Genomic DNA, 23,506 nt, shown 5'->3' on the forward strand with positions numbered 1-23,506 from the left:
GTGTCCTTTGCTAGGTCGGAGTTCTCAGATCGAAGTCAGGTAGGTGCGGATTTCCCAGTCGCTGACCTGGTTGTGCCAGGCCAGGAACTCTTCTTCCTTGGCGTCCGCGTAGTACTCGCCGATCGCCTCGTCTCCGCTGAGGCTGGCGAGGATGACGGGGTCCCGGCGCAGTGCCTCGACGGCGTGCAGGAGCGTCGCGGGAAGAAGATGGGCGCCCTCGCGTGCTTCACCGGGTCCGCATGGTGCGCCTGGGTCGCTTCCCTTCGTGACGCCGTCGAGTCCTGCTTCGATGGCCGTGGCGATGGCCAGGTACGGGTTGGCGGAGCCGTCCCCGGAACGGAGCTCTATCCGTTTTTCGTCCGGGACCCGGATCATGTGGGTGCGGTCGTTGCCCCCGAACGAGGCCTTGCGCGGTGACCAGGTCGCTCCGGAGGAACTGGTGGTGGCGCCCGATCGCTTGTAGGAGTTGACCGTCGGGGCGAGGAACGCCTGAAGGGCCGGCGCATGCTCCAGGATGCCCCCGATGAACGAATACGCGAGGTCCGAGAGCCCAAGTCCCCTGCCGCCGTCGTCCGCACTATCGTCGTCCCCGGGAAACAGCGCGTCAGCTCCGGACCACAGGGACAGGTGGAAGTGCAGGCCGGTGCCGGTCCGGTCGGTGAACGGCTTGGGCATGAACGTAGCCGTCATGCCGCGCTGTTCGGCAAGGATGTTCAGGATGTAGCGCAGGGTGACCACACGGTCCGCCGTGGTGAGTGCGTCGGCGTAGTTGAAGTTCTGTTCGAACTGCCCGGCGGCGTCCTCGTGGTCGTTGGCGTAATTGCCCCAACCCAGGCCATTCATCGCCTCCGAGATGGAGGTCAAGTGCTCATACATGCGGGTGACGCCCCGGGCGTCATAGCAAGGACGCGGCGAATCATCGCGGGCGTCGGCAGTGCTCAAGGAGCCATCGGGGTTCTTGTTGACGAGGAAGTACTCGACTTCCGCGCCCACCTTGGCCTGCATCCCTTTCCCGGCCAGACGGGCCAGCGTGTTTTTCAGGATGACGCGTGGGGCATAGGGCCACGGCTTCCCGTCAACGTGCGGGTCGCAGTGGATGATCGCCAGGCCCTCTTTGATGAACGGCACGGGCGTGAAGGAGGTGAGGTCGGGTACTGCGATGAGGTCCGAATCCTGCGGCTTCTGCCCGATCAGCCCTGCGGCGTAGCCGGCAAATCCCATCGCGCCGGCTTCGAGCTCGTCCGCGGCTTCGACCGGAACCAGCTTGGCGCACGGTTTGCCGGTCATGTCCACGAACGTCGCCAACAGGAACCGCACGTCATGGGCCTTCGCGATGTCCGCGAGGGAGATCCGTCCGGCCTCGGCCGGCACCGATTGCCCGGTTTGTACTTCAGGGGTTGCGACACTTGTCATCGGAACTGTCCTGTTCAAATTGGAGTTACCTAATGGGAAACGCTGTTGAACCACAGTAGTCAGAGTGATGTTACAGCGGCTCTCCAAGGACGTTAAATCCGTGTTTCGCGTATGCCATGGACGCATCACCCGGCCGCTCTTGCCAGAGACGTCACCGGCAAAGGACGCAGTTATGTGCCTCACGCGCTCAGCAGCCAGGCCCTCGTTCGGTTAAGGACCCGGCTGCTGAGCTGTTGAGCTGTTGAGCTGTTGAGTGATTCTGCCCCTGCGAACTACCTTTAGACGCCTGCCTTTTCCTGGACGAGGGAGAACGCCGCGGCGTCGGTCGCGGGAATCGCATCGGCTGCCGGCGCGGTTCCGCGGAGGTAGGGTTTCTTCCACCGCATGTAGAGCAGGCCGGTTCCGACCACTAGCGCTGAACTCAGCAACGTCAGCCAGTTCTGCCACCACGGCCCGTCCGGAGTACGAGGCCATGCCATGTTGATCATCCCGGTCACCCCCCAAGCCAGTGCCAACACGTTTACGGGCACTCCCCATTTGCCCAGCTTGAACTGGCCGCCCGGCTTCCAGCCTTTGAGTCGTGCCCGGAGGGCCGCAAGGACGACCATTTGGAATGCGAGGTAGATTCCCATCGTCGCGAACGACATGATGGCCATCAGCCCCTCTTCAGAGAATTTCGAAAGGAGCACGATCAAAGCAGGCGCGATTCCGGCCAGAAGCAGCGCGAACGGCGGGACTCTGCGGCTCTTGCTGAACCTCGTCCACAGACCGCTCAGCGGCAACATCCGGTCGCGGCCCATGGCATAGGTCAGGCGGCTCGTCGCCGCCTGGAAGCTTAGCAGGCAGGAGATGAAGGAGATCATGACGACGGCGAGCACCACTTTGACTCCGACGACACCGAAGGCGGATGAGAGGACAGAGTGGACCGGGTCCGCGTCCGCGCCGGACATGACGGCACCGAAGTCCGGAACGGCAAGCAGTAGCGAGAGGCATACGAACATGGAGGCCGCTCCCCCGATGTAGATAGTCACCCGCATGGCCTTGGGAATGGTTGTCCCGGGATTCTTGACTTCCTCCGCCACATCGCCACAGGCCTCGAAGCCGTAATACTGGAAAATTCCGATCAAACCGGCTGCGGCAAATGCGGCGAAGTACCCATCGCCTCCGCCTGCACCGAATGTCTGGAAAATCACCGAGATGTCCTGGTTTCGGGAGGCGATCAGCAGCCAGCTGCCGACGACGATCGCCCCGCCGAGCTCGGCGATCAGGCCGATCATCGCCACGGTGTTGAGGATCTTGGTCCCGCAGAGGTTCAGCGCGGTCGAGATAGCGATCAGGACGATTGCCGCCGCGATGGTTGTGTCTACGCCGGGTTCGAATCCAAAGAGGTCCGCCACGTACGGACCGGCTCCGTAACCCACGGTGGCAATGCTCGTCAGCAGGGCGAAGAGATAGATCCATCCGCTCATCCAGCCCCACTTGCGGCCCCAGAGGCGTCGCGACCAAGGATAGATACCACCGGCCACGGGGTAGCTGGAGACTACCTCGCTAAAGACCTGGGCCACGAGGAACTGGCCGGCGCCCACGATAAGAAGCGACCAGATCATGGGCGGCCCTCCGATGCCGAGGGAGCTGGCGAACAGGGTGTAGATGCCGACGACGGGTGACAGGTAGGTGAAGCCGAGGGACACGTTGCCCCAGAACGTTACGTCGCGCTCGAACTTCGTTTCGTAGGAGTAGCCGAGTTCGCTGAGATGCTCGGCGTCCCCGTCCGTCTCAGGAGAAGGGGGACGGGGGGTTGTGATCGTAGTCATTGCACTCCTTGGATCAAGGGAACTAAGAGTTGAAATGCAGGTTGGGAAAGGTGCAAGGCCCGATTCTTCATCGGCCGCGAATATCTCGTTTCGCGAGGGCCGGACAGTTGCCTGAGTGGCTCGATATGGTTTTTCGGATGACAACTGATATGAAACCATTGTGACTGGCAGTGAACCTGCGGTGGGTTTCAGGGTTGTAAATTTCATGTTGCCTTCCGCTACGACGCCGGGCGAAAGAGCGATGGCCAGTGAGGCAGCGCGGGATGAGAGCTTCAAGGCCTCAGGGTGAAACGCAGACTTAACACGGACGAAACCCATCACAGTCCACTGTGGGTAATCATTGTTTCACAGGGCTAAATCAGTGCCGCGAAGCCACCTTGTGGCAGGCCAACGATTGGCCGGAACCCTTCCAGCTCTCATCAAGATTCCCGTGGCACGGCTGTGCCCGACGCGGGGCAAGACCGGCAGGAGCTACACGGATGCATGTTGCTAGCGACGTCAAAGAGCATCTCTTCGACGTGACCATCGACGGGGCTCCCAGCCGTCCCGACGAAGTCATGCCCGACTGGTCGCCACACGACCGGTTCGGCATCGTCGTGAGGGAACCCTTCGGGGCGCTGGGAGCGAGCCTTCTCATCCAACTGGCCGCGTTGCAGTTCTACGAGGCCCGGACCGCGAGGCGCGCCGAAAACCCGCAATATCCCCAGACCTACCTCTTCCACGTGGGCGGCGCCTTCGGAGACCACAGCAGTTTCGATGTCTGGCCCGCCCGGCATGAGATTACGGTCGCCGACGACCCCTGCGCCCTCCTGGGGGAAATCAATGACAGGGGCATCACGCGGCTGGCGGTGCCCATCGGCCAGCCTAGGTCCCTGGATTACCTCCAGGCTCAAGCAAGCGGTTGGACCGACAGGTCCGCAGCCGTGGATCGGATAAGCAGCGTCCTGATGTATTCGCCGGACGGCAAAGTGCGTGACCACGATATGACGGTGCGCGCGGCCGACCGCCAGTTGGAACTGATGACCAGCTGGAGCCTTGACGCAGAGGGGACCAAGCGGCACTTCGACAGCCTGACGGACCAAGAGCTCGTCGAAATGGAGATCGGGCCGAGCACCGCGGCTGACCTGCGGTCCTGGACCGCGGCTTTCGGCAAGAGAATCAACGAGATCCCGCAATCACAACGCAGCGCCCTTGCCCTGCGGAGGCGCCAGGAAATGCCTGGACTTGTTCGTACCGAAACGTTCAGGCGGGTAACCGTGGACGAGGGCCTCACGCTCCTTTGAGCACGGATGCGCGCCACCCCACCCATTCAGAATGGAGTTCTGCAGAAATGACCACGAAAAAAGTGCGAGTAGGCATCATTGGTGCCGGCCCTAGCCCGAAGTTACGAAGGCCTTCTGCCCGGATTTGTTGTGTTTCCGGGCGGAAGGCCTCTTTTCTGCCGGAATGTGTAGACAGAATATTGGGCGAGTCATACCCGATACTTGAGGAAAATCACGCTATTGTCTTGGTATGACTCAGCGAGACATGCCTGTTCACGTAGTCAGAGTTCGGAAGTCCCACACGGACAAGCACGGCCAGGTCCGTGACTACCGGTCGGCCTACCTGCGCCGGACCTTCCGCCAGGAAGGCAAGGTCCGCAATGAGACCGTGGCCAACCTCTCTGCCCTGCCCGAGCACGTGGTCGATCTGATCGAGGCCGGGCTCAAGGGCGAACAGCTCGTTCCGGCCGGCAGCGCTGCCACGGTGACACGGTCCCTGCCGCACGGGCACGTCGCCGCGGTGGCCGCGCAGGCCGGGGCGCTGGGGTTCCCGGGACTGCTGGGCCCGGCCTCGAAGCAGCGGGACCTGGCCCTGGCCCTGATCATCGCCAGGGTGTGCCGTCCTGGTTCGAAGCTGGCCACGACCCGGTGGTGGGCGGACACGACATTGGCCCAGGACCTCGGGGTGGACGGTGCCGGCACGGACGAGGTCTACGCGGCGATGGACTGGCTGGCGGCCCGGCAGCAGGGCATCGAAAAGACCCTGGCCACCAGGCACCTGTCCCCGGAGGCGAACCCGAAGAAGCTGGCGTTGTTCGACCTGTCCTCCTCCTGGGTCACCGGGCACCACTGCGAGCTGGCCGCCCGGGGCTATTCCCGCGACGGGAAGAAGGGCCTGCCGCAGATCGAATACGGGCTGCTCACCGAGCCGGACGGCCGGCCCGTCGCGGTCCGGGTCGTGGCCGGGAACACCGCGGACCCGGCCGCGTTCGAAGCTATCGCCCAGGAAATGAAGACGACCTTCGGGCTTCAGGAAATGGTCATGGTCGGGGACCGCGGAATGATCACCTCGGCCCGTATCGCCGCGCTGAAGGAACTCGGCGGCCTCGGCTGGGTCACGGCGCTGCGGGCCCCGTCTATCAAGGCCCTGGCCGCCGATGACGGGCCCCTGCAGATGTCCCTGTTCGATGAAACGAACCTGGCCGAGATCACCCACCCGGACTATCCCGGCGAACGGCTCATCGCCTGCCGCAACCCGGCCCTGGCCGCCGAACGAACCCGCAAACGCCGCGAGCTGCTCGAGGCCACCGACGCCGAGCTGGCGAAAATCGCCGCCGCTGCCGAGGCCGGCCGGATCCGCGGAGCCGGGAAAATCGGGGTCAGGGCGGGCAAGGTCATCGGCAAGTACAACATGGAAAAGCACTACACCCTCACCATCGAGGACAACGCCTTCGGCTATGCCCGCAACGAGGAGCAGATCAGAGCCGAGGCCGCCCTGGACGGGATCTACATCATCCGCACGTCCGTCGGCGCTGCCGCAATGGACGCGGCAAGGGTCGTGGCGACCTACAAGTCGCTGGCCGGCGTCGAACGCGACTTCCGCTCGATCAAGTCCATCGACCTGTCCCTGCGCCCGATCCACCACTGGACCGAAACCAGGGTCCGCGCCCACGTGTTCATCTGCATGCTCGCCGCCTACCTCGTCTGGCACCTGCGCCGGGCCTGGGCGCCCCTGACCTTCACCGACGAAGACCGCCCGGCACCGGCTGACCCCGTCGCCCCGGCCAACCGCTCGGAAGCGGCGGACAAGAAAGCATCCACCCGCACATCCAGCGACGGACACCCTGCCTACAGCTTCCGCGCTCTGCTCGAGCACCTCGGAACACTGACCCGAAACGACATCCGCTACGGCACCGCCCAGGACCTCCCGGTCATTCCAACCCTCGCGATCCCGACCCCCATCCAACGCCAAGCCTTCGACCTCATCGGAGAGCCCATCCCCATCCACATCAAGTAGACAGAACCCCAGCCCCCGAAAACAGCGAAATCCCCGCCGAGGCGGGGATTTCGCACGTCATCACGGACGTAACTTCGGCCTAGCGGAATGGCGCAGCTGCGCGCCTTCGAGTCCGCCCGGAGGCAGGGCGCGGACATCCCCGAGATCACTTGCTTCGAAAAGCAAGCGGATTGGGGCGGGCAATGGAACTACAGCTGGCGAACCGGCCTGGATGGCCATGGCGAACCGGTTCACAGCAGTATGTACCGCCACCTCTGGTCGAACGGGCCCAAGGAATGCCTGGAATTCTCCGACTACTCGTTCGACGAGCACTTCGGACAGGCGATTTCGTCCTACCCGCCGCGCTCCGCGCTCTTCGACTACATCGAAGGAAGAGCGGTCAAGAGTGACGTCCGCAAGTACATCCAGTTCAGCACGGCGGCGCGCTGGGTTGACTACGACGACGCTGCCCGGGAATTTACGGTCCTGGTCGAAGACCTTGTCACCAAGCAGACCCGGAAACATGTCTTCGACAAGCTCGTCGTCTCTACCGGACACTTCTCTACGCCCAATGTGCCGGAATTCGAGGGCATAGGGACGTTCCCGGGCCCTGTGCTCCACGCCCATGACTTTCGCGGTGCGGAGCAGTTTGCCGGCAAGAACGTTCTTCTGGTGGGGAGCAGCTACTCCGCAGAGGACATCGGCATGCAGACCTACAAGATGGGCGCGGCCTCGGCGACGATCAGCTACCGGAGCAAACCCATGGGTTTCAGGTGGCCGGACGGAGCCAGGGAAGTTCCCACGATAGAGCGCATCGACGGACAGCACGTCATCTTCGCCGACGGCAGTTCGGGCCGGTTCGACGCGGTGATCCTGTGCACGGGCTACCGCCACAAGTTCCCGTTCCTGCCCGGCAGCCTCGCGCTAAGCACGCCCAACGTCCTGTACCCGGCCAACCTCTACAAGGGAATTGTCTGGCAAGGCAACCCGGACCTTTTCTACATCGGCATGCAGGACCAGTACTACACCTTCAACATGTTCGACGCCCAGGCCTGGCTCGCCCGTGACTACATCATGGGGCGGCGCGAGGTTCCGGGGAACCTGGAGCGACAGGAGGACATCCAGCTTTGGCTGCAGAAGCAGGAAGCCCTCCACACCCACGAGGACGAGGTCGACTTCCAGACCGATTACGTGAAGGACCTCATAAGCCTGACCGACTACCCGCCGTTTGACTTGGACGCGGTTGCAGTCCTGTTCAAGCAATGGATGCATGACAAGGAAGAGAACATCCTGGGATACCGCGACGGCGTCCATACTTCCGTGATGACGGGGACCACGGCCTCAGCGCACCACACTGCGTGGCTGGACGCCATGGACGACAGTATCGAGGCGTATCTGTCCACGCCGATCGGGTCACAACCCTGATCGGGTCACGTCCCTGATCCAGGAAGTTAACGTTCCCGAAACCCACCGCAATTGAATTTCAGTAAAACTAGTTTCACCACAGTAAATCAAGTAGAGGAGAACACCATGACTACAACTTTGAGCGGCACGATGTCCAAGGGCGGTTCTATCCACAAGGTGGAGAATGGCTTCCTGGATCTGCCGAAGATGGATGAAGAGGGCTGCGAGGCGTTCATCGGTGACTCCTACGCGAATCCGGAAGGATCCTCGATGTGCTCAGGGTTCTTCGAGCTCAAGGCCTCCGAGCCCTTGATCTATGAGTACACCTACGACGAGATGAAGCTGGTTGTCCAGGGCGAATTCATCCTCACGGACATGGCCACCGGCGCCGTCACCCACGCCAAAGAACGCGACATCCTGTTCTTCCCCAAGGGAACCACAGTGAAGTTCGAAACGCCGGACTACGCGCTGGGCTACTTCACAGGCGACCGTACGTTCGCTCCGTAAGTCATGATTCCGCGCCATTCCAGCGTGCCCCGGCCGGGGGCGGCTCCGCCCCCGGCACAGGCCCGCGAGTACTTCGCAGTGTCCTTCGGAAGCGAGGGGTCCAGGGAGACAGACGCATGGCTGCGGCGGCTGGACCCCTCCATCCAGCGCCAGCATGTGGCGTTTCGGACGGGTGACGACGCCGCAGCCGCCGCGCTGCAAACGCGCCTGGCGTCCGCCGTCGTCGGCATCCGGGTGGTGCTGGCCGGACCGGAGGCGGACGTCTACGCCTGCCGGGCCCTTGCCCTCACGATGGGCGCCGTGGACGAGGAACTGGTCCTGCTGATGACGCCGGACGGCTCCCGAAGGGTCCATTGCCCCCATTGCCAGTCCACGACTGCCACGGACCAGCCCGTCGGCGAAGTGGTGGTGTGCATGGGGTGCCACAGGAACCTCGTGATCTACCACCACTTCTCACGCCGCACGGCAACGTACCTGGGCTACATGGTGGATGCCGAAGAACCAGCTAAGGAGGATGCCGCATGACAGCGACAGCGGAAGCATCAGCACCCGCGTTGCACGACGCCCTGGAACTTGTTCTCGCGGATGTCACCGACCAGACACCGTCAATCCGGAGTTTCACCTTCCGCGACCCAGCCGGAAACGGGCTGCCCCCCTACGTCCCGGGCAGCCATGTAATTGTCCAGTGCGGGGACAAGGCCAATGCCTATTCCCTCACCGGCTCGGGTGTCCTTCCCGATGAATACACCATTTCCGTGCTGCGGGTCGACGACGGCGGAGGCGGCTCGGCCACGCTGCACCGGCTCGCGCCGGGTGCCCGGCTCACTGTGTCCCGTCCGCGCAGCGCCTTCGCTCCGGTCGCCACGGCCAGGCACCATTTGCTCATTGCCGCCGGCATCGGCATAACACCTATGCTGTCGCACATGCGCGCCGCAGCTGAATGGGGTCATTCCGCATCCCTGCTGTATTCCTACCGGCAGGGCGAGGGAGCCCATCTCGACGACGTCCGGGAACTTTGCGGGGAGAGCCTGCACGAGTGCACCGACCGGAGCAGTTTCCTGGCCGCGCTCGCCGTCCGGCTCGGCGAACAGCCCCTGGGCACCCACCTGTATGTCTGCGGCCCGCAGGGCTTTATGGACACGGTCCTCCACGCCGCAAGTGAAGCCGGGTGGCCCGCATCCCGGCTCCATTCGGAGCCGTTCGGTTCCGCCGACCTCGATCCAGGCCAACCGTTCAGCGTGAGGCTCAGCAGGAGCGGGACCGTGGTGGACGTACCGTCGGGCACGTCGTTGCTCGAAGCCCTCGAAGACTCCGGCCTCAAAGTGCCGTTTATGTGCCGTCAGGGCGTCTGCGGCGAGTGCGTCCTGCCCGTCCTTCGTGGAACGCCTGAACACAGGGACCTCTACTTGTCCGACGCCGAGAAAACCGCCAACAATTCGATAATGTGCTGCGTTTCACGCAGCCGTGATGCCGGACTGGAGATTGACTTTTGATGTTAAGCACGCAGGGATCAACCCTCACGCCGTCCGTCCAGCGCTTCCCGTTCCCGTTCCGCGAAGACTCCTACCGCTACAGCACCAACGTGGAACCAGCCCCGCAGTTCGTGTCGACGGATGCCGGTGGATGGGGAGACCGGCTGATCGAAATCGATCCCCACTACCGTTCCGAGCTGGAGGAACGGGCGGCAATACTCGATCGTGACCCGTCACGCATCGCAATGCTCGCGCACATGGGGCCAGCCGTCTGGGACACCATCACCACCTTGCTGCCAGTGCTGGCCGCCGACTATCCCGATGTCATGTCCTTCACGCGCGAACGCCGCCGCTGCCACTGGCGCAACGACCTCCTGCGCTTGGATATCAACTTCGTCATCGGTGATGCGTCGACCCTGCCGATGGAGCCCCTGCGCTTCATCGCCAGCCAGATCCAGGACGACATCGCTTTGCTGGATCAGCGCGAAGGCGCCCTCTGGCTGGACGCCGGCGTGATCACCTTTGCCGCAGATTGGTCGTTGGGCTTCGACGTCGGCATGCGCTTCCTCGAGGTCCACGGCCCGGTGCCCCGGGTCCACGAAGAGCAGATCATCACGCGGGCCCAGCAATTCCTGATGAGGCTGCAGCCCGGTGAGAAGTACCGGCGGACGAATTGGACCATGACGGTGGACCGGCGACTCGACACCTCCACCGAGACCTATCCCCAATGGGGACCGGACCGGCTGGAAGTGGTTGACGACCCGGAACTGCCCAAACGGCTCCACCTGCGAGTCGAAGTCCAGCACCTCATCCGACTGCCGCAGTCCGGCGCCATCCTGTTTCTTGTCCGCACCCACATGATCTCGTTGGCCGAAATTTCCGCCGTTCCGGCGTGGCGACAACGCCTTGGCCGCGTGCTGGCCGAGCTGCCGGAGGACATGGCGGACTACAAAGGAATCTCCCGTTACCGGGATGCGGCGGCCAACTGGCTTCTCGGAGGCTGAGGCCCAGGCCTGGGGAATTCCTCTCAGGCGGCCTTGGGCGTGCGATGGTCGGCGCGGCTCCAGAACGCGAAAATGAAAGTGCCCCTGATCTGCGCAGCTCAGGGGCTCTTTTCGGGTAGGGCTACATTCCGGGGTGGAACGGCCCAAATGGGCACCGCGCGTGCTCATCATTTTTCGTTGCTCGCCATAGTTTCCGGTGGGTAAACGGTGGGCGAATCGCCCCGCCTGGCGGGGCATGTCGCAGGATTCCGGCTAGCACTTTTAGACCGGTCCGAATCTTCCGCAAGGGAGTTTCAACGGTCATGCCGCCTACCTCCTCCGATCCTATGAAGAGGAATGCAGCTGGCGCTTCCGCCGGCGATCAAACCGCGGAGACGACGGAGAGACTGATGAGAACAACGCCAGAAGCGAGCCTCAGCACCGCGGAAGGTGCCGGAGCGACTTCAACGCGTGGTTGTCTTCGCGCATGGAAGCATAGAGGACATGCCTTGTCCGGACACATCACCGAAGGCATCGCTGTGTACGCGGCCTTCGTGAGGCTGGGATCGCATCCCGGCCTCATATGTTCGCCATCCCCGACGCTCGGTCAAGGGCCCGTTCGCCTCACTGCGTGATGGGCCAGCGGCCCACCCTTGACAGCCGTGCCAAGGATGGACACGACGGCCTCTATCGGGATGCTGGCAACACTGAGATGGCCCTGCCAAATCGCTCGGATTGCGATCGACTGGCGCGAGGGACGTCGTACCAGTCACATATTGGTGGGTCCGGAGTGCAAGGCATTGGGGTGGGTTAGCTGAAAAGGCCGGTGCAGGGCTGGCGGTACCGGCTCAGGAGCTGGGCGGCGTCCTCGGGAAGGTCAGCCGGGGCGTGGGCCTGGCCGTGCTTCCACCAGTAGTGAGCGTGCTTGGTAATCTCATCCCATTGTCTGGCTTCAGTCCTGTAGTACGTGCAGGTCACGTCGCCGTCGCGGTAGCTGGCGACCCCGAACAGTTTGCCGGCACCGTCTGCAGTGCGGGTGGCTGCAACGATGACAAATGGCCACTGTCCCAGGTTCCACCCATCGGCCCCCCAGTTGGGGATGGCGGCCCATCCGTGTTCCCTGATCAGATCCATCCAGCCATATCCGTCGTTCACGGGATAATCGCCAAGGACTACGGCGGCGGGGACTACCTCGCCCGTGTCCTTGGTGGTGACGGGCCCGATCCTGACAGCGTTCATGGTTGTGTGTCCAAAACTCGAGCAGCCATTTTGCTGCCCGTGAGAGCGGTGAAAAAGGACATGAGACCCTCCATGGGTTCGGTCTGTCGACGTTCCGGACAACATGGCCGCCCCCGCGGCCCACACACCGGTAATCGACGCACCACCCGGAAAAGTCACGCGCCGGGGATCGTTTCTCGAAAATTTTTCCCACCTGCCACGAAACACCCGCCATCCCGAAGGAGGTTCCCAAACGACCTCCGCCGCCTGTGGTCTTGAGACTCCCCGAACTGGACGTCGTCAGCTGGAGATCCCTCGTCCCGGGAAGAAGTCAGCACTTTGGACATGGTCCATTGCTGCGGTGAACTCGGGGTCACCGAGGCGGCGTTACCTCTCCTGCGGACTGAGGTCCTCAACACGGGTCTGGATCCAGTACAGGTTGCCCAGCGGGTCGCGCACCCCCCGACCCGGTCGCCGAAGAACAGGTGGGTGGGCTCGGTAACCGAGGTACCGCCCGCCGCAACGGCCTGACGTTGCACCACGTCGGCATCCTCCACCTGGAGGCGGAGGAAGCCGGGGGGGTCGCGGCCACTCCGGTCGAGCGTCGAACATCATCACCACCGAGTCACCGATCCGTAGCCCGGCATGCGCGATGCGTCCGTCTTTGCCGAGCAGGCGCGCGGGTTCCTCTGCGCCGAAGGCCCTTCTCGTGTGGTTGATGAGCCGCGCCGTGTCGGGAGGTGATCCGGGGTGTCACCGTGCTGCAGCCCTCGGGAAGCGGCTTGACGGACATAGCAACTGCCCTGGAGCGCGAGCGCCTCAAAGTGATGATGAAGCTGAGGACCCATGGCAGAACCTCTGGTGGCTCTACGCGCCCGCACCCGGACAATCTGACCCGCGACCAACATGGGATGGCGGCTCAGACACCGTGTTCCGAACGCTCAACGAATACCTGCGGTAAGCTCGCTGACAGATCTCTATGCGCACGCCTCCGATGCTCCGTTGATGGTTCCGCAAACGGACCTCCGAACCGCCATTTCAAGCTGCGATTTAAGCGGCAAACAAAGTCAACAGTCACAATATTGCCTCCGCCGCCTGCGGTGAGGATGTTGTCGCCAGCTCAGCGGCCGGTGCGCATCCGATCACGGGCGCAACTCACGACGGCGGACAAGTCGAGCCCGTACCTCGGACCTTCCCCGGAACCGTACTCCTCGAGTCGGGCCGCACCGCGCTCAAGGAGCCGGAGCGCGCCAACGCTGTTCCCTCGCGCGGCGTGGGTGAGACCGACGCAGATCTGGGCGAGACCTTGCCAAAGGTTGCTCTCTTCGGCCGGCCCAGCTTTCCAACGGGCCTCGAGTACCTCATGGGCGGCGAAGGGCCGGCCAGCTTCCACCAGGCTCCGGGCCGAGACCAACGTCTGCGCCGGCGGGAGCGGCTCCTCCGAGACAGGCTCGACGCCAGCGCTTCCGTACGGCAGCGGCCGCCCAAGAGCATCACGTGGCCGGGCCTGCCGCGGGCGCCTTGAAGCATCTCGATCCCTGTCACCGGTCATTGCAGTTTCCGCCCTGAGCGTCCCTGGACCTTACCAACCTTCATACGCCCAATGCTAAGGCCCGGGCCTTCGAACATCCGTTCCGCCGCAAAGGGTCCCGTCGGGATGGCGGCCGACCACGGCATGTTCTCCTCGCCAAGGAAGTTCACCCGTACTTCCTGCCTCTCCACAGGATTTCCCAAGGATTTCCCCGAGTACGTTACAACTGGCCGTCCTCCCTGTGAGCATGGTCTGGGGACGACGATTCAGGCCGCTTCTTCGGTAAGCGCCGGCCCGCACCCTTTGGTGACGTTCTGCCCCCGCTCCCCCTGTCCCGGGTTCCCGCCGTCCATGGCTATGCTTCGATCCCGCGCGAAAATGTGCTGCCCGTCGGCTCGGTTTACCAGACGAAGTGGGACGGCTTCCTTCACTGGACACCGTCAAGTCCCGAGGCCTTGCGCTCAGCGAAGGCTCCATGGCTCACGACGCCGAACCGGCATACACCGGCCCGACGGACACCCCGATGGTGTGAGGGAAGGGCGCGCTTAAGTAACGCCTGTCATTCGCAAGATGATGGGTTTTCACTCCAGGACCATGCTGAGGCTTCGTGGCCCGGTCGGGAATTAGGAGGCGCCGGTCCGTCAGCCGGATCGGCTGACGGTGAGTTGAAAGTCGTATCTGTCGGCGCGATAGATGCTCTTGGCGTACTCTGCGATCCGTCCTTTCTCGTCGGAGCTCCTCCGGACGACAACAAGTGCGGCTGACCCCGGCGGTACATTCAACAGATCGGCTATCCGGCCCTTGAGAATCTGAGCACTGATCTGTTGCTCAGCGCGGTCGATGCGCAAGTTGTAGCTGGCGGCGAAGACGCCATACAGGGGGCGCTCGAGATCCTGGTGCTGGAGGCCCGGGTACATGTGTGCGGGGAGCCAGATTTCCTCAAAGCACATGGGGAACCCGTCAGCGAGTCTCAGGCGCTCGAGGTGGAGGATGGCGCTTCCGGATTCCAATTCGAGTTTGGCGGCGATTTCGGGCGCGGCCGGTACCTGCTCCACCTGCAGCAGTCGGGTTCCGGGCCGCTGACCCCTTGCGATCATGTCCTCCGTGAACGAGGTCAGCCGACTGTCCTTGGAGATGCGTTGGGAGGCGACGAAGGTCCCCCGGCCCCGGACCGCGTAGATGCGCCCTTCGGTCGCCAGGTTCTTGAGCGCCTGACGCACGGTGGAACGGCTGACCTGATAGCGCTCGGCCAGCTCGCGCTCCTGGGGCAGCGGAGCATCAGGCTCGAGCCCTGACATGTTCTGGAGGATCTCCTCCCGCACCCACTCGTGCTTGACCTGCATCGTCACGGTCGTATACCCCTTCCTGCTGACGCCTGGCACCGGCAACGACCGGCAGTCCCAAGCTTCGAGCGGATTCATCTTCTCAGAATCCATTGACCGACGGAAAAACCTACTGTTACGATAGCACGCAGGTCCAGACCTAGGACTATTTGGTACGTACCAATCGTGCCGCTGATGAGGAGAAGTTAATGACTCGCAAATCACTCCCCCGCCACGCCACTGTCGCATCCATTGCCATAGTTGCTGTGGGCATCGCATTGTCCGGATGCGGAGCCTCAGGCTCTTCGTCCACCAACGCCAATGGCGTAACGAATCTGAAGATGATCATGGAGCCGGGACCCGAGGCAGACTCGATGTCAAAGCTGGTCGATGCTTTCAACTCCGGGCAGGGCGCCAAGGATAAGATCCATGTAGAGATCGACCAGCTCAGCCGCACAGACACCTTCGCGAAGGAAGCGGCCCTGATGTCCACCCAGTCCTCGGACTACGACATCTACCGCACCACGAGCTACCTGGTTGCTCAGCACGCGCCCTATCTGGAGCCGCTGACACTGAACGGGGACAACTACTTCAAGGCCCCCGTTGAGTCGCTGCAGGTTGACGGGAAGCAATACGGAATCCCGCTGGATCCGAGCGTGCACCTTCTTTACTACCGGACCGACCTGATCGACCAGATGCTCAAAGACGCGCCGACTTACGAGAAGATCAGCCAAGACGTGCTCGGCAAGAAACTCGAACCCAAGAGCCCGGACCAGTGGACCTGGGATGACTACATCGCCTCCGCGGCCTACTTCACCAAGAAATACAACCCGAACTCGCCCACGCCCTATGGAACGCAGCTGCAGGCCAAGAACCTGCTATACAACGCCATGGTGTGGGACGACGTCCTCTGGGGCTTGGGCGGAAACTGGCTGAACTCCGCCGGCCAGCCGGACCTGACCAGTACTGCGGCCCAGAATGCGGTGAACGTCTACCGGACCGTGTATACGAAGGGACTTACCGCGGCTGATTCCGACCAGGCTGAATTCCCCGAGACCGAGGCGGCGCTCGGCAGCGGGAACGCCGCGTTCGCCGTCCAGTGGAATGCCGGCTATGCCCAGCTCAACGATGCTTCCAAGTCGCCAAAGACCGCCGGAAAGATCGGCATCGCCCCGGTTCCGGGCGGCAAGACCCATGTTCACGCGCTGTCCCTGGGCGTCAATAAGTACGGAAAGCACACGTCCCAGGCGCAAGAGTTCATCAAGTACCTCGACGACCCGGCAACCATGGGCAGCTACGTCGGGGACGGCGGCATCGCCTCCATGCCCAAGGCGCTCTCGACCAAGACCGACCCGAACACCGCCGCACTGAACAAGGCGCTCTCGGGCGGTAGCTTCTCGGAGCCTGCGCTGCCCAAGGCATTCGACGTCTACACCGCCCTCGCCAACGACCTCTCTGCCGCGTGGGTCGGCCAGGGAGATGTCTCCTCGGCGTTGGCGAAAGCCAACGCGGACGTCGCCAAGCTGGCAGGGAAGTAGATTCAACGATGACGGCTCCTTCTTCCTTGACCACCCGCCCGACCATCGAGGGGAGGAAGGGGAGCCGTCGTCGGCGCCCCGCAAACCGGGGCCCGGCGCGGTGGATCCTGAGCGCGCCGCTGCTGGTCTTTCTCGCACTGTTCGTCGCCTTCCCGATTGTCTACGGCGTCCAGTCCGCCCTGACATCCAAGACGCTCTTGGACCCGACGCCGACATGGGTCGGGCTAGGCAACTTCGGCGCAGTCCTCACCGATGCCGGATTCTGGCACTCTGCGCTGTTCACCCTTCTCTACACAGTGGTCGTGACCGGTTTCGAGCTGGCCTTCGGATTCGGCCTTGCACTCCTGTTCGACAAGGATTTCCCGGGCAAGAAGTTCCTGCTCAGCGCGGTCATCCTCCCGATCATGATCGCCCCCGCCTTGATGGGCATCATGTTCCGGCTTCTACTAAACTCCAACATCGGCCTTTTGCCCGGCTTCCTGCATTCGATCGGGGTCGACGTGCCGCTCCTTGGGGCCGGTACGGTCGTACCAATGCTCATGGGCTTGGACGTCCTGCAGTGGACCCCATTCACCTTCCTTCTGTTCCACGCCGCGCTCCAGTCAGTCCCGGGGGAGCTACACGAGGCTGCGCAACTGGACAGGGCAAACTACCCCAGGTTCGTGGTCTCCATCCTGATTCCCCTCATGGTCCCTACCATCTTCATCGCCGGGTTTCTCCGCGCGATCGACGCCTTCAGGACCTTTGACACCATCAACGTCCTCACCTCCGGCGGCCCCGGCGACAACACCACGACGCTGAGCATCTACATCTACAAGATCCTCTCCGCAGGAAACTTCGGAACCGCTTCCGCCGCCGCCCTCATTGTCGCGCTGATCATGCTTCCGCTGGTGCCTGTCGTGGTCCGGCGCATTACCCGAGGAGCCGTCTGATGAGCTACCCACCCGTCACACTGAAGCGCCGGAAACCGAATGTATGGTGGCGCAGCGTAGTCATCGGACTGATCGCTCTCGTGATCAATCTGCCCCTGGTCAACGCCCTGATCACGTCATTGAAGACCGACGCTGCCATCGGTCTGTCGCCGTTCTCCTTCGACGGCGGCCTCACCCTGGAGCACTTCACGGCAATCCTCGGCGGCTCCGGCTACAACTTCCTTGGGTTCCTGGCCAACTCGGCCCAGATCTCCCTCGGATCGGTCGCCTTGATCATGGTGATTGCGGTGCCCGCGAGCTACGCCATCGTGCGGCTCGGGTTCGGAGGGTCCTGGCTTCTGCAGATCATCACCAGCCTGCGCCTGGTCCCGGCGATGTTCTTCGCCATCCCGTTCTTCCTGATCTTCTCGTCTCTTGGGGCCTACGACACAATCGTCGGCCTGGTCCTTGCGAACGCCTTCATCAACCTCCCTCTGGCCTTGCTCATCATCTGCGGCACGCTCAGGGAACTCCCCGTGGAGATCGAAGAGGCATCCACGATCGACGGTGCGGGTCCCTTCCGAAGCCTGTTCTCGATCGTGCTGCCCCTGCTCGCTCCCGGGCTGGTCGCCGTAGGCATCCTGGTATTCGTCTTCTCCTGGTCCGACTACCTCTTCGCCGTCATCCTCTCGGCCTCGAACGCGGTGCCGGTCACAGTAGGGGCCGCCTTTTTCGTCACCAGCGCCGGGATCGCCTGGGGAAACCTCGCCGCGGTGACGGTCGTGTCCGTGATCATCCCGCTGAGCTTCGCCTTCTTTGCCCAGCGCTACCTCGTGCGAGGTCTCTCGGCCGGGGCCATCAAATAGAAGAGATGGCAGTGACACCACCCGATACAGATCATCCAGGGCAGTGCAAACGGCCAAACCGGAGAACGATGGCTTTCGACCTCGGGCAAGGAGCGGTCCGCGCGCGGGTGCGCTCAGGTTCAGCACTGGAATGCGAACTCACCGCCCCCGGGTATCGTCCCGGCCAGCCCCTGCATCAGTTCCTGCTCAACCTCGCCAACCAAGCAGCCCAGGCATCCGGCAACTCCCGCTTCGACATAATCGTCGGCGGGCTGACCGGCCTGCACGGGCGTTCTCCCGATCCCTCCCCGTCAATGCGGCTTCTGGAGGAACAGTTTGGCACGCAACGGCTGATCCTGGCCGATGACGCCCTCACCTCCTACCTCGGCGCCCGAGGCGACAAGGAAGGGGTCATCGCCGCCGTCGGAACCGGACTCGTGGCCCTCGGCTTCGGCCCCAAGGGCCGAGCCGCCCGGGTCGACGGCGTCGGGGCAATGATCGGAGATGACGGCGCTGGCTGGTGGATCGGCCGCCAAGGCCTCATCGCTGCCCTCAGCGCGGCAGACGGGCGGCGCCCAGGCTCACAAGCCCTGCTCGACGCCGCGATCGGGAAGTTCGGTCCGATCGAGAATCTTCCAGGCATCGTCGCAGCCGCCGTGTCCCCGATTGCCCTCGTCGCCGGTTTCGCCTCTTCAGTGGCAGAGGCCGCGCGTTCAGGCGACCCCGTCGCCCAGGGAATCTGGGACCAAGCGGCGCAGCACATCGCAACAGCCGTCTCAGCGGCCGCGACACGCGCAGGCCTCGGGCCAAACTGCGACTACACGCTGCTCGGAGGTATTACCGCCGCAATCGACCTGCTCGAGCCGACGCTTACGCGGCGGTTGCAAGAAGACTTCCCCGAATGCCGCCGCACCACCCCCGCAGGCACATCCCTGGACGGCGCCGAACAGCTCGCCGAACTCGACTCCCTCGACTCCTTGTTCCCCCTCGCCACCGAGGCAAGGACACCATGAAAGGAAACCACTTGGACAACACGCACGGACTCCGCGGAGGAGTCATCATCTCCTGCCAAGCCCCCGAAGACAGCCCTCTCCGCGACCCCCATGTCATGGCCCGCATGGCGCAGGCCGCCCAGAAAGCAGGCGCCGTGGGCATACGCGCCGAAGGCGCACTCGACATCGCCGCGATCAAGGCCGCCTGCACCCTGCCCATCATCGGCATCCGCAAACACCACTACCCCGACAGCGACGTCTACATCACCGCAACCACCCACGATGTGGACATCGTCGCCGACGCCGGGGCGCAGATTGTGGCGCTCGACGGTACCGACCGACCCCGACCCGGCGGCCAGACCCTCGCTGAAGTCATCGCGCACGCAAAGCAACGTGGCCTCATCGTCATGGCAGACCTCAGCGACCCGGCTCAAGGGCCTGCCGCCGTCGCCTCCGGCGCCGACCTTCTCGGCACCACACTCGTCCCGGAGACCTCCCAAGACGTCCGGCCTCACGGCCCCAACCTGAGAGCCGTGGAAATTCTCGCAAAAGCCCATCCGTACCGCCTCGTCATCGGGGAAGGACGCTACGCGACCCCCGCTGACATCGCCGCGGGCATGCGCGCGGGGGCTGGCGCAATCGTCGTCGGCAGGGCTGCCACTGACACCTACGCCCTCGCCGGCGACTTCGTGCGTGCGGCCCAAGCCACCCACGTCCCGAACTGACCTCACTCTAGGAGCTGGCCCACGATGGAGATCATCATCCTGCCCGACCCCAATGCGGTTGCCCGCACAGCCGCCGACATCATCCAAGCCCGCCTCGAAAAGGGCCGCACCGTTCTCGGGCTCGCCACAGGATCGACACCCCTCGGCACTTACGAAGAACTGATCCGGCGCCATTGCGACGCCGGCCTCTCATTCGCGGATGCGGAAGCGTTTACCCTCGACGAGTACCTGGGCCTCCCGCCCGACCACCCGGAGTCATACCGTTCGGTGATCCGGCGCGAGTTCACAGACAACGTGGACCTCCGCGACACGGCTGTCCACAGCATCGACGGCCAAGCGAAAGACCCCGAAGCCGAAGCCACCCGCTTCGACACGGCGATCCAGGCTGCGGGCGGCGTCGACATCCAAATCCTGGGCATCGGAACGGACGGCCACATCGGATTCAACGAGCCAATGTCATCGCTCGCCTCGCGAACCCGGATCAAGACCCTGACCAAGCAGACGCGCCTCGACAACGCGCGCTTTTTCCCAAGCCTCGACGACGTCCCCTACCACGTCCTAACCCAGGGGCTCGGGACAATCCGCGAGGCCCGTCATCTACTGCTCATTGGTCTCGGCCAAGCGAAGGCCCGCGCCGTCGCCGCAGCCGCCGAGGGCCCCGTCACGGCCGCGTGCCCAGCATCGGCGCTCCAGCTCCACCCCCACGCGACCGTCCTCATCGACACACCTGCGGCCTCACAGCTCGAGCAAACGGACTATTACCGGTACGCCCACGCAAATAAACCCGCTTGGCAGGCCTATTGAGCGACCGAAGCGAGGACTGAGAAGGCGCAACCGAAGCATTGGGCGCGTCTCCCAATTCGACAGGTACATTGTTGAAAAATCGGACGGGAAATGACTGGAAATTTGGCACAGCTCTGCCTGCCAGCCGGCGGATGGGACGGGACCGTTCCCCGCAATCGTCAGGCCGATCCCCGGATGTTACGGCTGCCACGTTTCACCGCTTTCCGGCTCCCCGGCACGTCCCGCCGAGAAAGAGACCACAGCGGCGACGCTCGACTGTCCGTCCCGTCCAGGCATAAGACACAAAGTCTTGAGCATGAACTCCAACCTGCTCGGAAACATAATCCACCGCCACACGGTCGAACTCATCAGCCCCGTTGGGAAATCTTGCCTCATTCTCTAAGAACTTCAGCAACAACGCGAACCCCAGGCGCGTGGAGCCGGGCTTCTGGCCGAGCAGCTCAAAATCGCGCCCAACCAAAGTCCATTCCTCAATAAGCCCAGTCATTCCACCACAATCGCACAGTCAGTCCTAGAACCGCACGAACTTGGCGGCTCAGGACAGCTATAGGAGTACTGGGCCCATGAGGCGCGTAACGAGTAATTCGGACGAGGAAAACGTGCCGCCATTAACAAGTAGCGACCACTCAAGCGATTGCCAAATGGACTGGGTAGGGTCTTCCCTGTGCCCGGCCGCTCAAGCCAGCCCGTTGTGGGGGCACGAGCGCCGACGTCAGGGTTCACCCGTGTCGTATTCGAAACGCAAGGTCTCCGCCCGATGGGTGATGCGTCCTTCCGCATAAGCGTTGGGAGACCTCCATGCTCGGAACGTCCAGGACCCGGCAGTCGGGGCGCCACTTGCCGTCGCGATGGCATCCTAGACTCCTGACTCGTCCGCCGGGCGGACTCGACGAGTAACGTTCATTTCTTCCGTGATGATTTGCAAAATATCGCCGGACCGGGCGCTGTGACGGAACTATTCGGCCGCCAGGGGACCGGTAAGGCAAGCGTTGGACACCCCGCTGGGAAAGCCACCACAGCGAATCGGAATGACTACCCCCAACTCGAGCCACCTCGACCAACCAAAGACCACACACACAAACACCTCAGGACATGGAGTGATCGCATGCGTAGTCTTTCTTTCCCCCGAATTGGTGCTGCAGCCGTTCTCACCGTGGCGCTGGTGGGCGCCCCGATCGCAACGGAGGCGGCGTCTGCCGCCCCGGCCGTGACCGGCACCATCCCCGTCGGCATCAATCCGGTGGGGGTGGCGGTGGATCCAGGGACACACACCGTCTATGTCGCCAACTTCGGCTTCTTCGGCGGCTCGGGCAGCGGCACGGTGTCCGTGATCAACGGGACCACTGTGACCAAAACCATCCCCGTCGGCAGCGGTCCGAGGGGGGCGGTGGTGGATCCGGGCACACACGCCGTCTACGTCGCCAACTACTACAGCGACACGGTGTCCGTGATCAACGGAACCACCGTGACCAACACCATCCCCGTCGGTACCCGTCCGGAGGGGGTGGCGGTGGATCCGGGCACACACAGCGTCTACGTCACCAACACCGGCAGCGGAACGGTGTCCGTGATCAACGGGACTACCGTGACCAACACCATTCCCGTCGGTACCGGTCCGTCTGGGGTGGCGGTGGATCCGGGCACAGACACGGTCTACGTGGCCAACCTCCTCAGCGGCACGGTGTCCGTGATCAACGGGACCACCGTGACCAACACCATTCCCGTCGGCAGCACTCCGTATCAGGTGGCGGTGGACCCGGGGACACACGCCGTCTACGTCACCAACTTTGGCAACAACACGGTGTACGTGATCAACGGGACCACCGTGACCAACACCATTCCCGTCGGCGGCAGCCCGTATGGGGTGGCGGTGGACCCGGACACACACACCGTCTACGTCACCAACTTCACCGGCGGCACGATGTCCGTGATCAACGGGACCACCGTGACCAACACCATCCCAGTCGGCAGCAGTCCGTATATAGTGGCGGTGGACCCGGGGACACATTCCGTCTACGTCGGCAACTCCAACACGAGCGGCACGGTGTCCGTGATCAGTGGGAACACCAACCCGACGAGCAAGGACCAATGCAAGGACGGCGGCTGGGTGAACTATCTACAGTTTAAGAACCAAGGGCAATGCGTAGCGTACGTGAACCATAACCGCGGTTAATCAGCCCGAACGCAACAGGACGAAGCCCCGACAGGTCGAGCTGCCGGGGCTTCTGGATCGTACTCAGACTGAAGCGAGCTGCTGACGGGCTACGGCCAGTTCGGCGGCCAGCGCCGGGAGTAGCCGGTGGGCTGCGGCGATGAACTTCCTGAAGTGCCTGCCCAAGCGGTTTCGGGTAGACGGCTTTTCCGTCCGGGTTTTCCTTCGCTGGTTTGCCGTGTGCCTGGGAAATATGCCTGCCTGAAGGCCTCGAGTGCCATGCCTACAAAGGCCAGGACACCCATTCACATGTACATGAAGCCCATGAACTTTATCGTCGGAACATCTACGAAAGTGAAGCCTTCCGGCGGTATTCCTTTGCTCTCTTTGTACATAAGGGACCAGCCAGTTGCCGCGCCGTTGACGTCCCTGAAAATGCAGAGGCCAAAAAGGAAGATTGAAAGTCCAATGACGGAGACAATCAGCAGAAGCAACCATTCCGGACCGTTCAGCGCTCCAAGGAGAAATCAGAGCGCGACGGACGCGAGGAAGCATCGGAAGAGGGCTTTTGCAGGCTGGAGCATCTCGACGAACTGACCCTTGATAAGACGGATCGT

At 63.2% G+C, this 23,506-nt stretch carries 20 protein-coding genes; 14 read left to right on the forward strand and 6 right to left on the reverse strand.

Annotated elements, in window-relative coordinates:
- Positions 1-24: 24 nt before the first annotated feature.
- Together glnT and ABD742_RS15275 are read right to left on the reverse strand one after the other, a co-directional pair.
- Entirely contained in the window at positions 25-1,413 is a 1,389-nt protein-coding gene (gene glnT / locus ABD742_RS15270) for a type III glutamate--ammonia ligase (protein ID WP_234753044.1), read from the reverse strand.
- Positions 1,414-1,691: 278 nt separating this feature from the next.
- Complete coding sequence (locus ABD742_RS15275) at positions 1,692-3,227, reverse strand: APC family permease (RefSeq protein ID WP_234753043.1); 1,536 nt, start codon at positions 3,225-3,227, stop codon at positions 1,692-1,694.
- A gap of 479 nt (positions 3,228-3,706) precedes the next feature.
- Here ABD742_RS15275 and ABD742_RS15280 point away from each other — a divergent pair, with 479 nt between their 5' ends.
- The 7 genes from ABD742_RS15280 (at position 3,707) to ABD742_RS15310 (ending at position 10,872) form a co-directional block, all read left to right on the forward strand.
- Complete coding sequence (locus ABD742_RS15280; protein ID WP_234753042.1) at positions 3,707-4,510, forward strand: hypothetical protein; 804 nt, start codon at positions 3,707-3,709, stop codon at positions 4,508-4,510.
- 244 nt (positions 4,511-4,754) lie between these two features.
- Positions 4,755-6,506: an IS1634 family transposase gene (locus ABD742_RS15285; protein WP_344788433.1), complete on the forward strand. Its 1,752-nt coding sequence runs from the start codon at positions 4,755-4,757 to the stop codon at positions 6,504-6,506.
- Between the two features lie 87 nt (positions 6,507-6,593).
- On the forward strand, positions 6,594-7,910 hold the full coding sequence (locus ABD742_RS15290) for an NAD(P)-binding domain-containing protein (protein ID WP_234750710.1): 1,317 nt from the start codon (positions 6,594-6,596) through the stop codon (positions 7,908-7,910).
- A 105-nt stretch (positions 7,911-8,015) separates the two neighbouring features.
- Positions 8,016-8,396 (forward strand): cupin domain-containing protein, encoded by a 381-nt coding sequence (locus tag ABD742_RS15295; RefSeq protein ID WP_234750711.1) that lies wholly within the window; start codon positions 8,016-8,018, stop codon positions 8,394-8,396.
- A gap of 3 nt (positions 8,397-8,399) precedes the next feature.
- Complete coding sequence (locus ABD742_RS15300; protein ID WP_234750712.1) at positions 8,400-8,921, forward strand: zinc finger domain-containing protein; 522 nt, start codon at positions 8,400-8,402, stop codon at positions 8,919-8,921.
- Positions 8,918-9,889: a PDR/VanB family oxidoreductase gene (locus ABD742_RS15305; protein ID WP_234750713.1), complete on the forward strand. Its 972-nt coding sequence runs from the start codon at positions 8,918-8,920 to the stop codon at positions 9,887-9,889. Before ABD742_RS15300 ends, ABD742_RS15305 begins: the two co-directional genes overlap by 4 nt.
- Entirely contained in the window at positions 9,889-10,872 is a 984-nt protein-coding gene (locus ABD742_RS15310) for a heme-dependent oxidative N-demethylase family protein (protein ID WP_234750714.1), read from the forward strand. The genes ABD742_RS15305 and ABD742_RS15310 overlap by 1 nt, the downstream gene beginning before the upstream one ends.
- Positions 10,873-11,661: 789 nt before the next feature.
- Here the strand turns inward: ABD742_RS15310 and ABD742_RS15315 are convergent.
- The 3 genes from ABD742_RS15315 to ABD742_RS15325 form a co-directional block, all read right to left on the reverse strand.
- Complete coding sequence (locus tag ABD742_RS15315) at positions 11,662-12,090, reverse strand: hypothetical protein (protein WP_234750715.1); 429 nt, start codon at positions 12,088-12,090, stop codon at positions 11,662-11,664.
- A 1,099-nt stretch (positions 12,091-13,189) separates the two neighbouring features.
- On the reverse strand, positions 13,190-13,621 hold the full coding sequence (locus tag ABD742_RS15320; protein WP_234750716.1) for a DUF309 domain-containing protein: 432 nt from the start codon (positions 13,619-13,621) through the stop codon (positions 13,190-13,192).
- A 620-nt stretch (positions 13,622-14,241) separates the two neighbouring features.
- Positions 14,242-14,943, reverse strand: coding sequence for a GntR family transcriptional regulator (locus ABD742_RS15325; RefSeq protein ID WP_234751052.1), 702 nt, complete (start codon positions 14,941-14,943; stop codon positions 14,242-14,244).
- Positions 14,944-15,131: 188 nt separating this feature from the next.
- Between ABD742_RS15325 and ABD742_RS15330 the strand changes: the two genes are divergently transcribed.
- The 6 genes from ABD742_RS15330 (at position 15,132) to nagB (ending at position 20,737) form a co-directional block, all read left to right on the forward strand.
- Positions 15,132-16,460 carry an ABC transporter substrate-binding protein gene (locus tag ABD742_RS15330; protein ID WP_234750717.1) on the forward strand — a complete coding sequence of 443 codons (1,329 nt, stop codon included), beginning with the start codon at positions 15,132-15,134 and terminating at the stop codon, positions 16,458-16,460.
- 8 nt (positions 16,461-16,468) lie between these two features.
- Entirely contained in the window at positions 16,469-17,392 is a 924-nt protein-coding gene (locus tag ABD742_RS15335; RefSeq protein WP_234750718.1) for a carbohydrate ABC transporter permease, read from the forward strand.
- Positions 17,392-18,237 (forward strand): carbohydrate ABC transporter permease, encoded by an 846-nt coding sequence (locus tag ABD742_RS15340; RefSeq protein WP_234750719.1) that lies wholly within the window; start codon positions 17,392-17,394, stop codon positions 18,235-18,237. The genes ABD742_RS15335 and ABD742_RS15340 overlap by 1 nt, the downstream gene beginning before the upstream one ends.
- A gap of 68 nt (positions 18,238-18,305) precedes the next feature.
- A complete protein-coding gene (locus ABD742_RS15345) occupies positions 18,306-19,229 on the forward strand; it encodes an N-acetylglucosamine kinase (RefSeq protein ID WP_234750720.1) in 924 nt (307 codons plus the stop codon).
- Between the two features lie 11 nt (positions 19,230-19,240).
- On the forward strand, positions 19,241-19,933 hold the full coding sequence (locus tag ABD742_RS15350; RefSeq protein ID WP_234750721.1) for an N-acetylmannosamine-6-phosphate 2-epimerase: 693 nt from the start codon (positions 19,241-19,243) through the stop codon (positions 19,931-19,933).
- A gap of 24 nt (positions 19,934-19,957) precedes the next feature.
- On the forward strand, positions 19,958-20,737 hold the full coding sequence (gene nagB, locus ABD742_RS15355) for a glucosamine-6-phosphate deaminase (protein WP_234750722.1): 780 nt from the start codon (positions 19,958-19,960) through the stop codon (positions 20,735-20,737).
- Positions 20,738-20,930: 193 nt separating this feature from the next.
- Here nagB and ABD742_RS24380 read toward each other — a convergent pair whose 3' ends face one another.
- Positions 20,931-21,224, reverse strand: a complete 294-nt coding sequence (locus ABD742_RS24380) for a DUF4158 domain-containing protein (protein ID WP_234750723.1) — start codon at positions 21,222-21,224, stop codon at positions 20,931-20,933.
- A 618-nt stretch (positions 21,225-21,842) separates the two neighbouring features.
- On the opposite strand from ABD742_RS24380, the gene ABD742_RS15360 reads away from it, so the two are divergent.
- Positions 21,843-22,910, forward strand: coding sequence for a YncE family protein (locus ABD742_RS15360; RefSeq protein WP_344788440.1), 1,068 nt, complete (start codon positions 21,843-21,845; stop codon positions 22,908-22,910).
- Positions 22,911-23,506 lie beyond the last annotated feature (596 nt).

The sequence above is a fragment of the Arthrobacter ramosus genome, assembly GCF_039535095.1.
GTDB lineage: Bacteria > Actinomycetota > Actinomycetes > Actinomycetales > Micrococcaceae > Arthrobacter > Arthrobacter ramosus.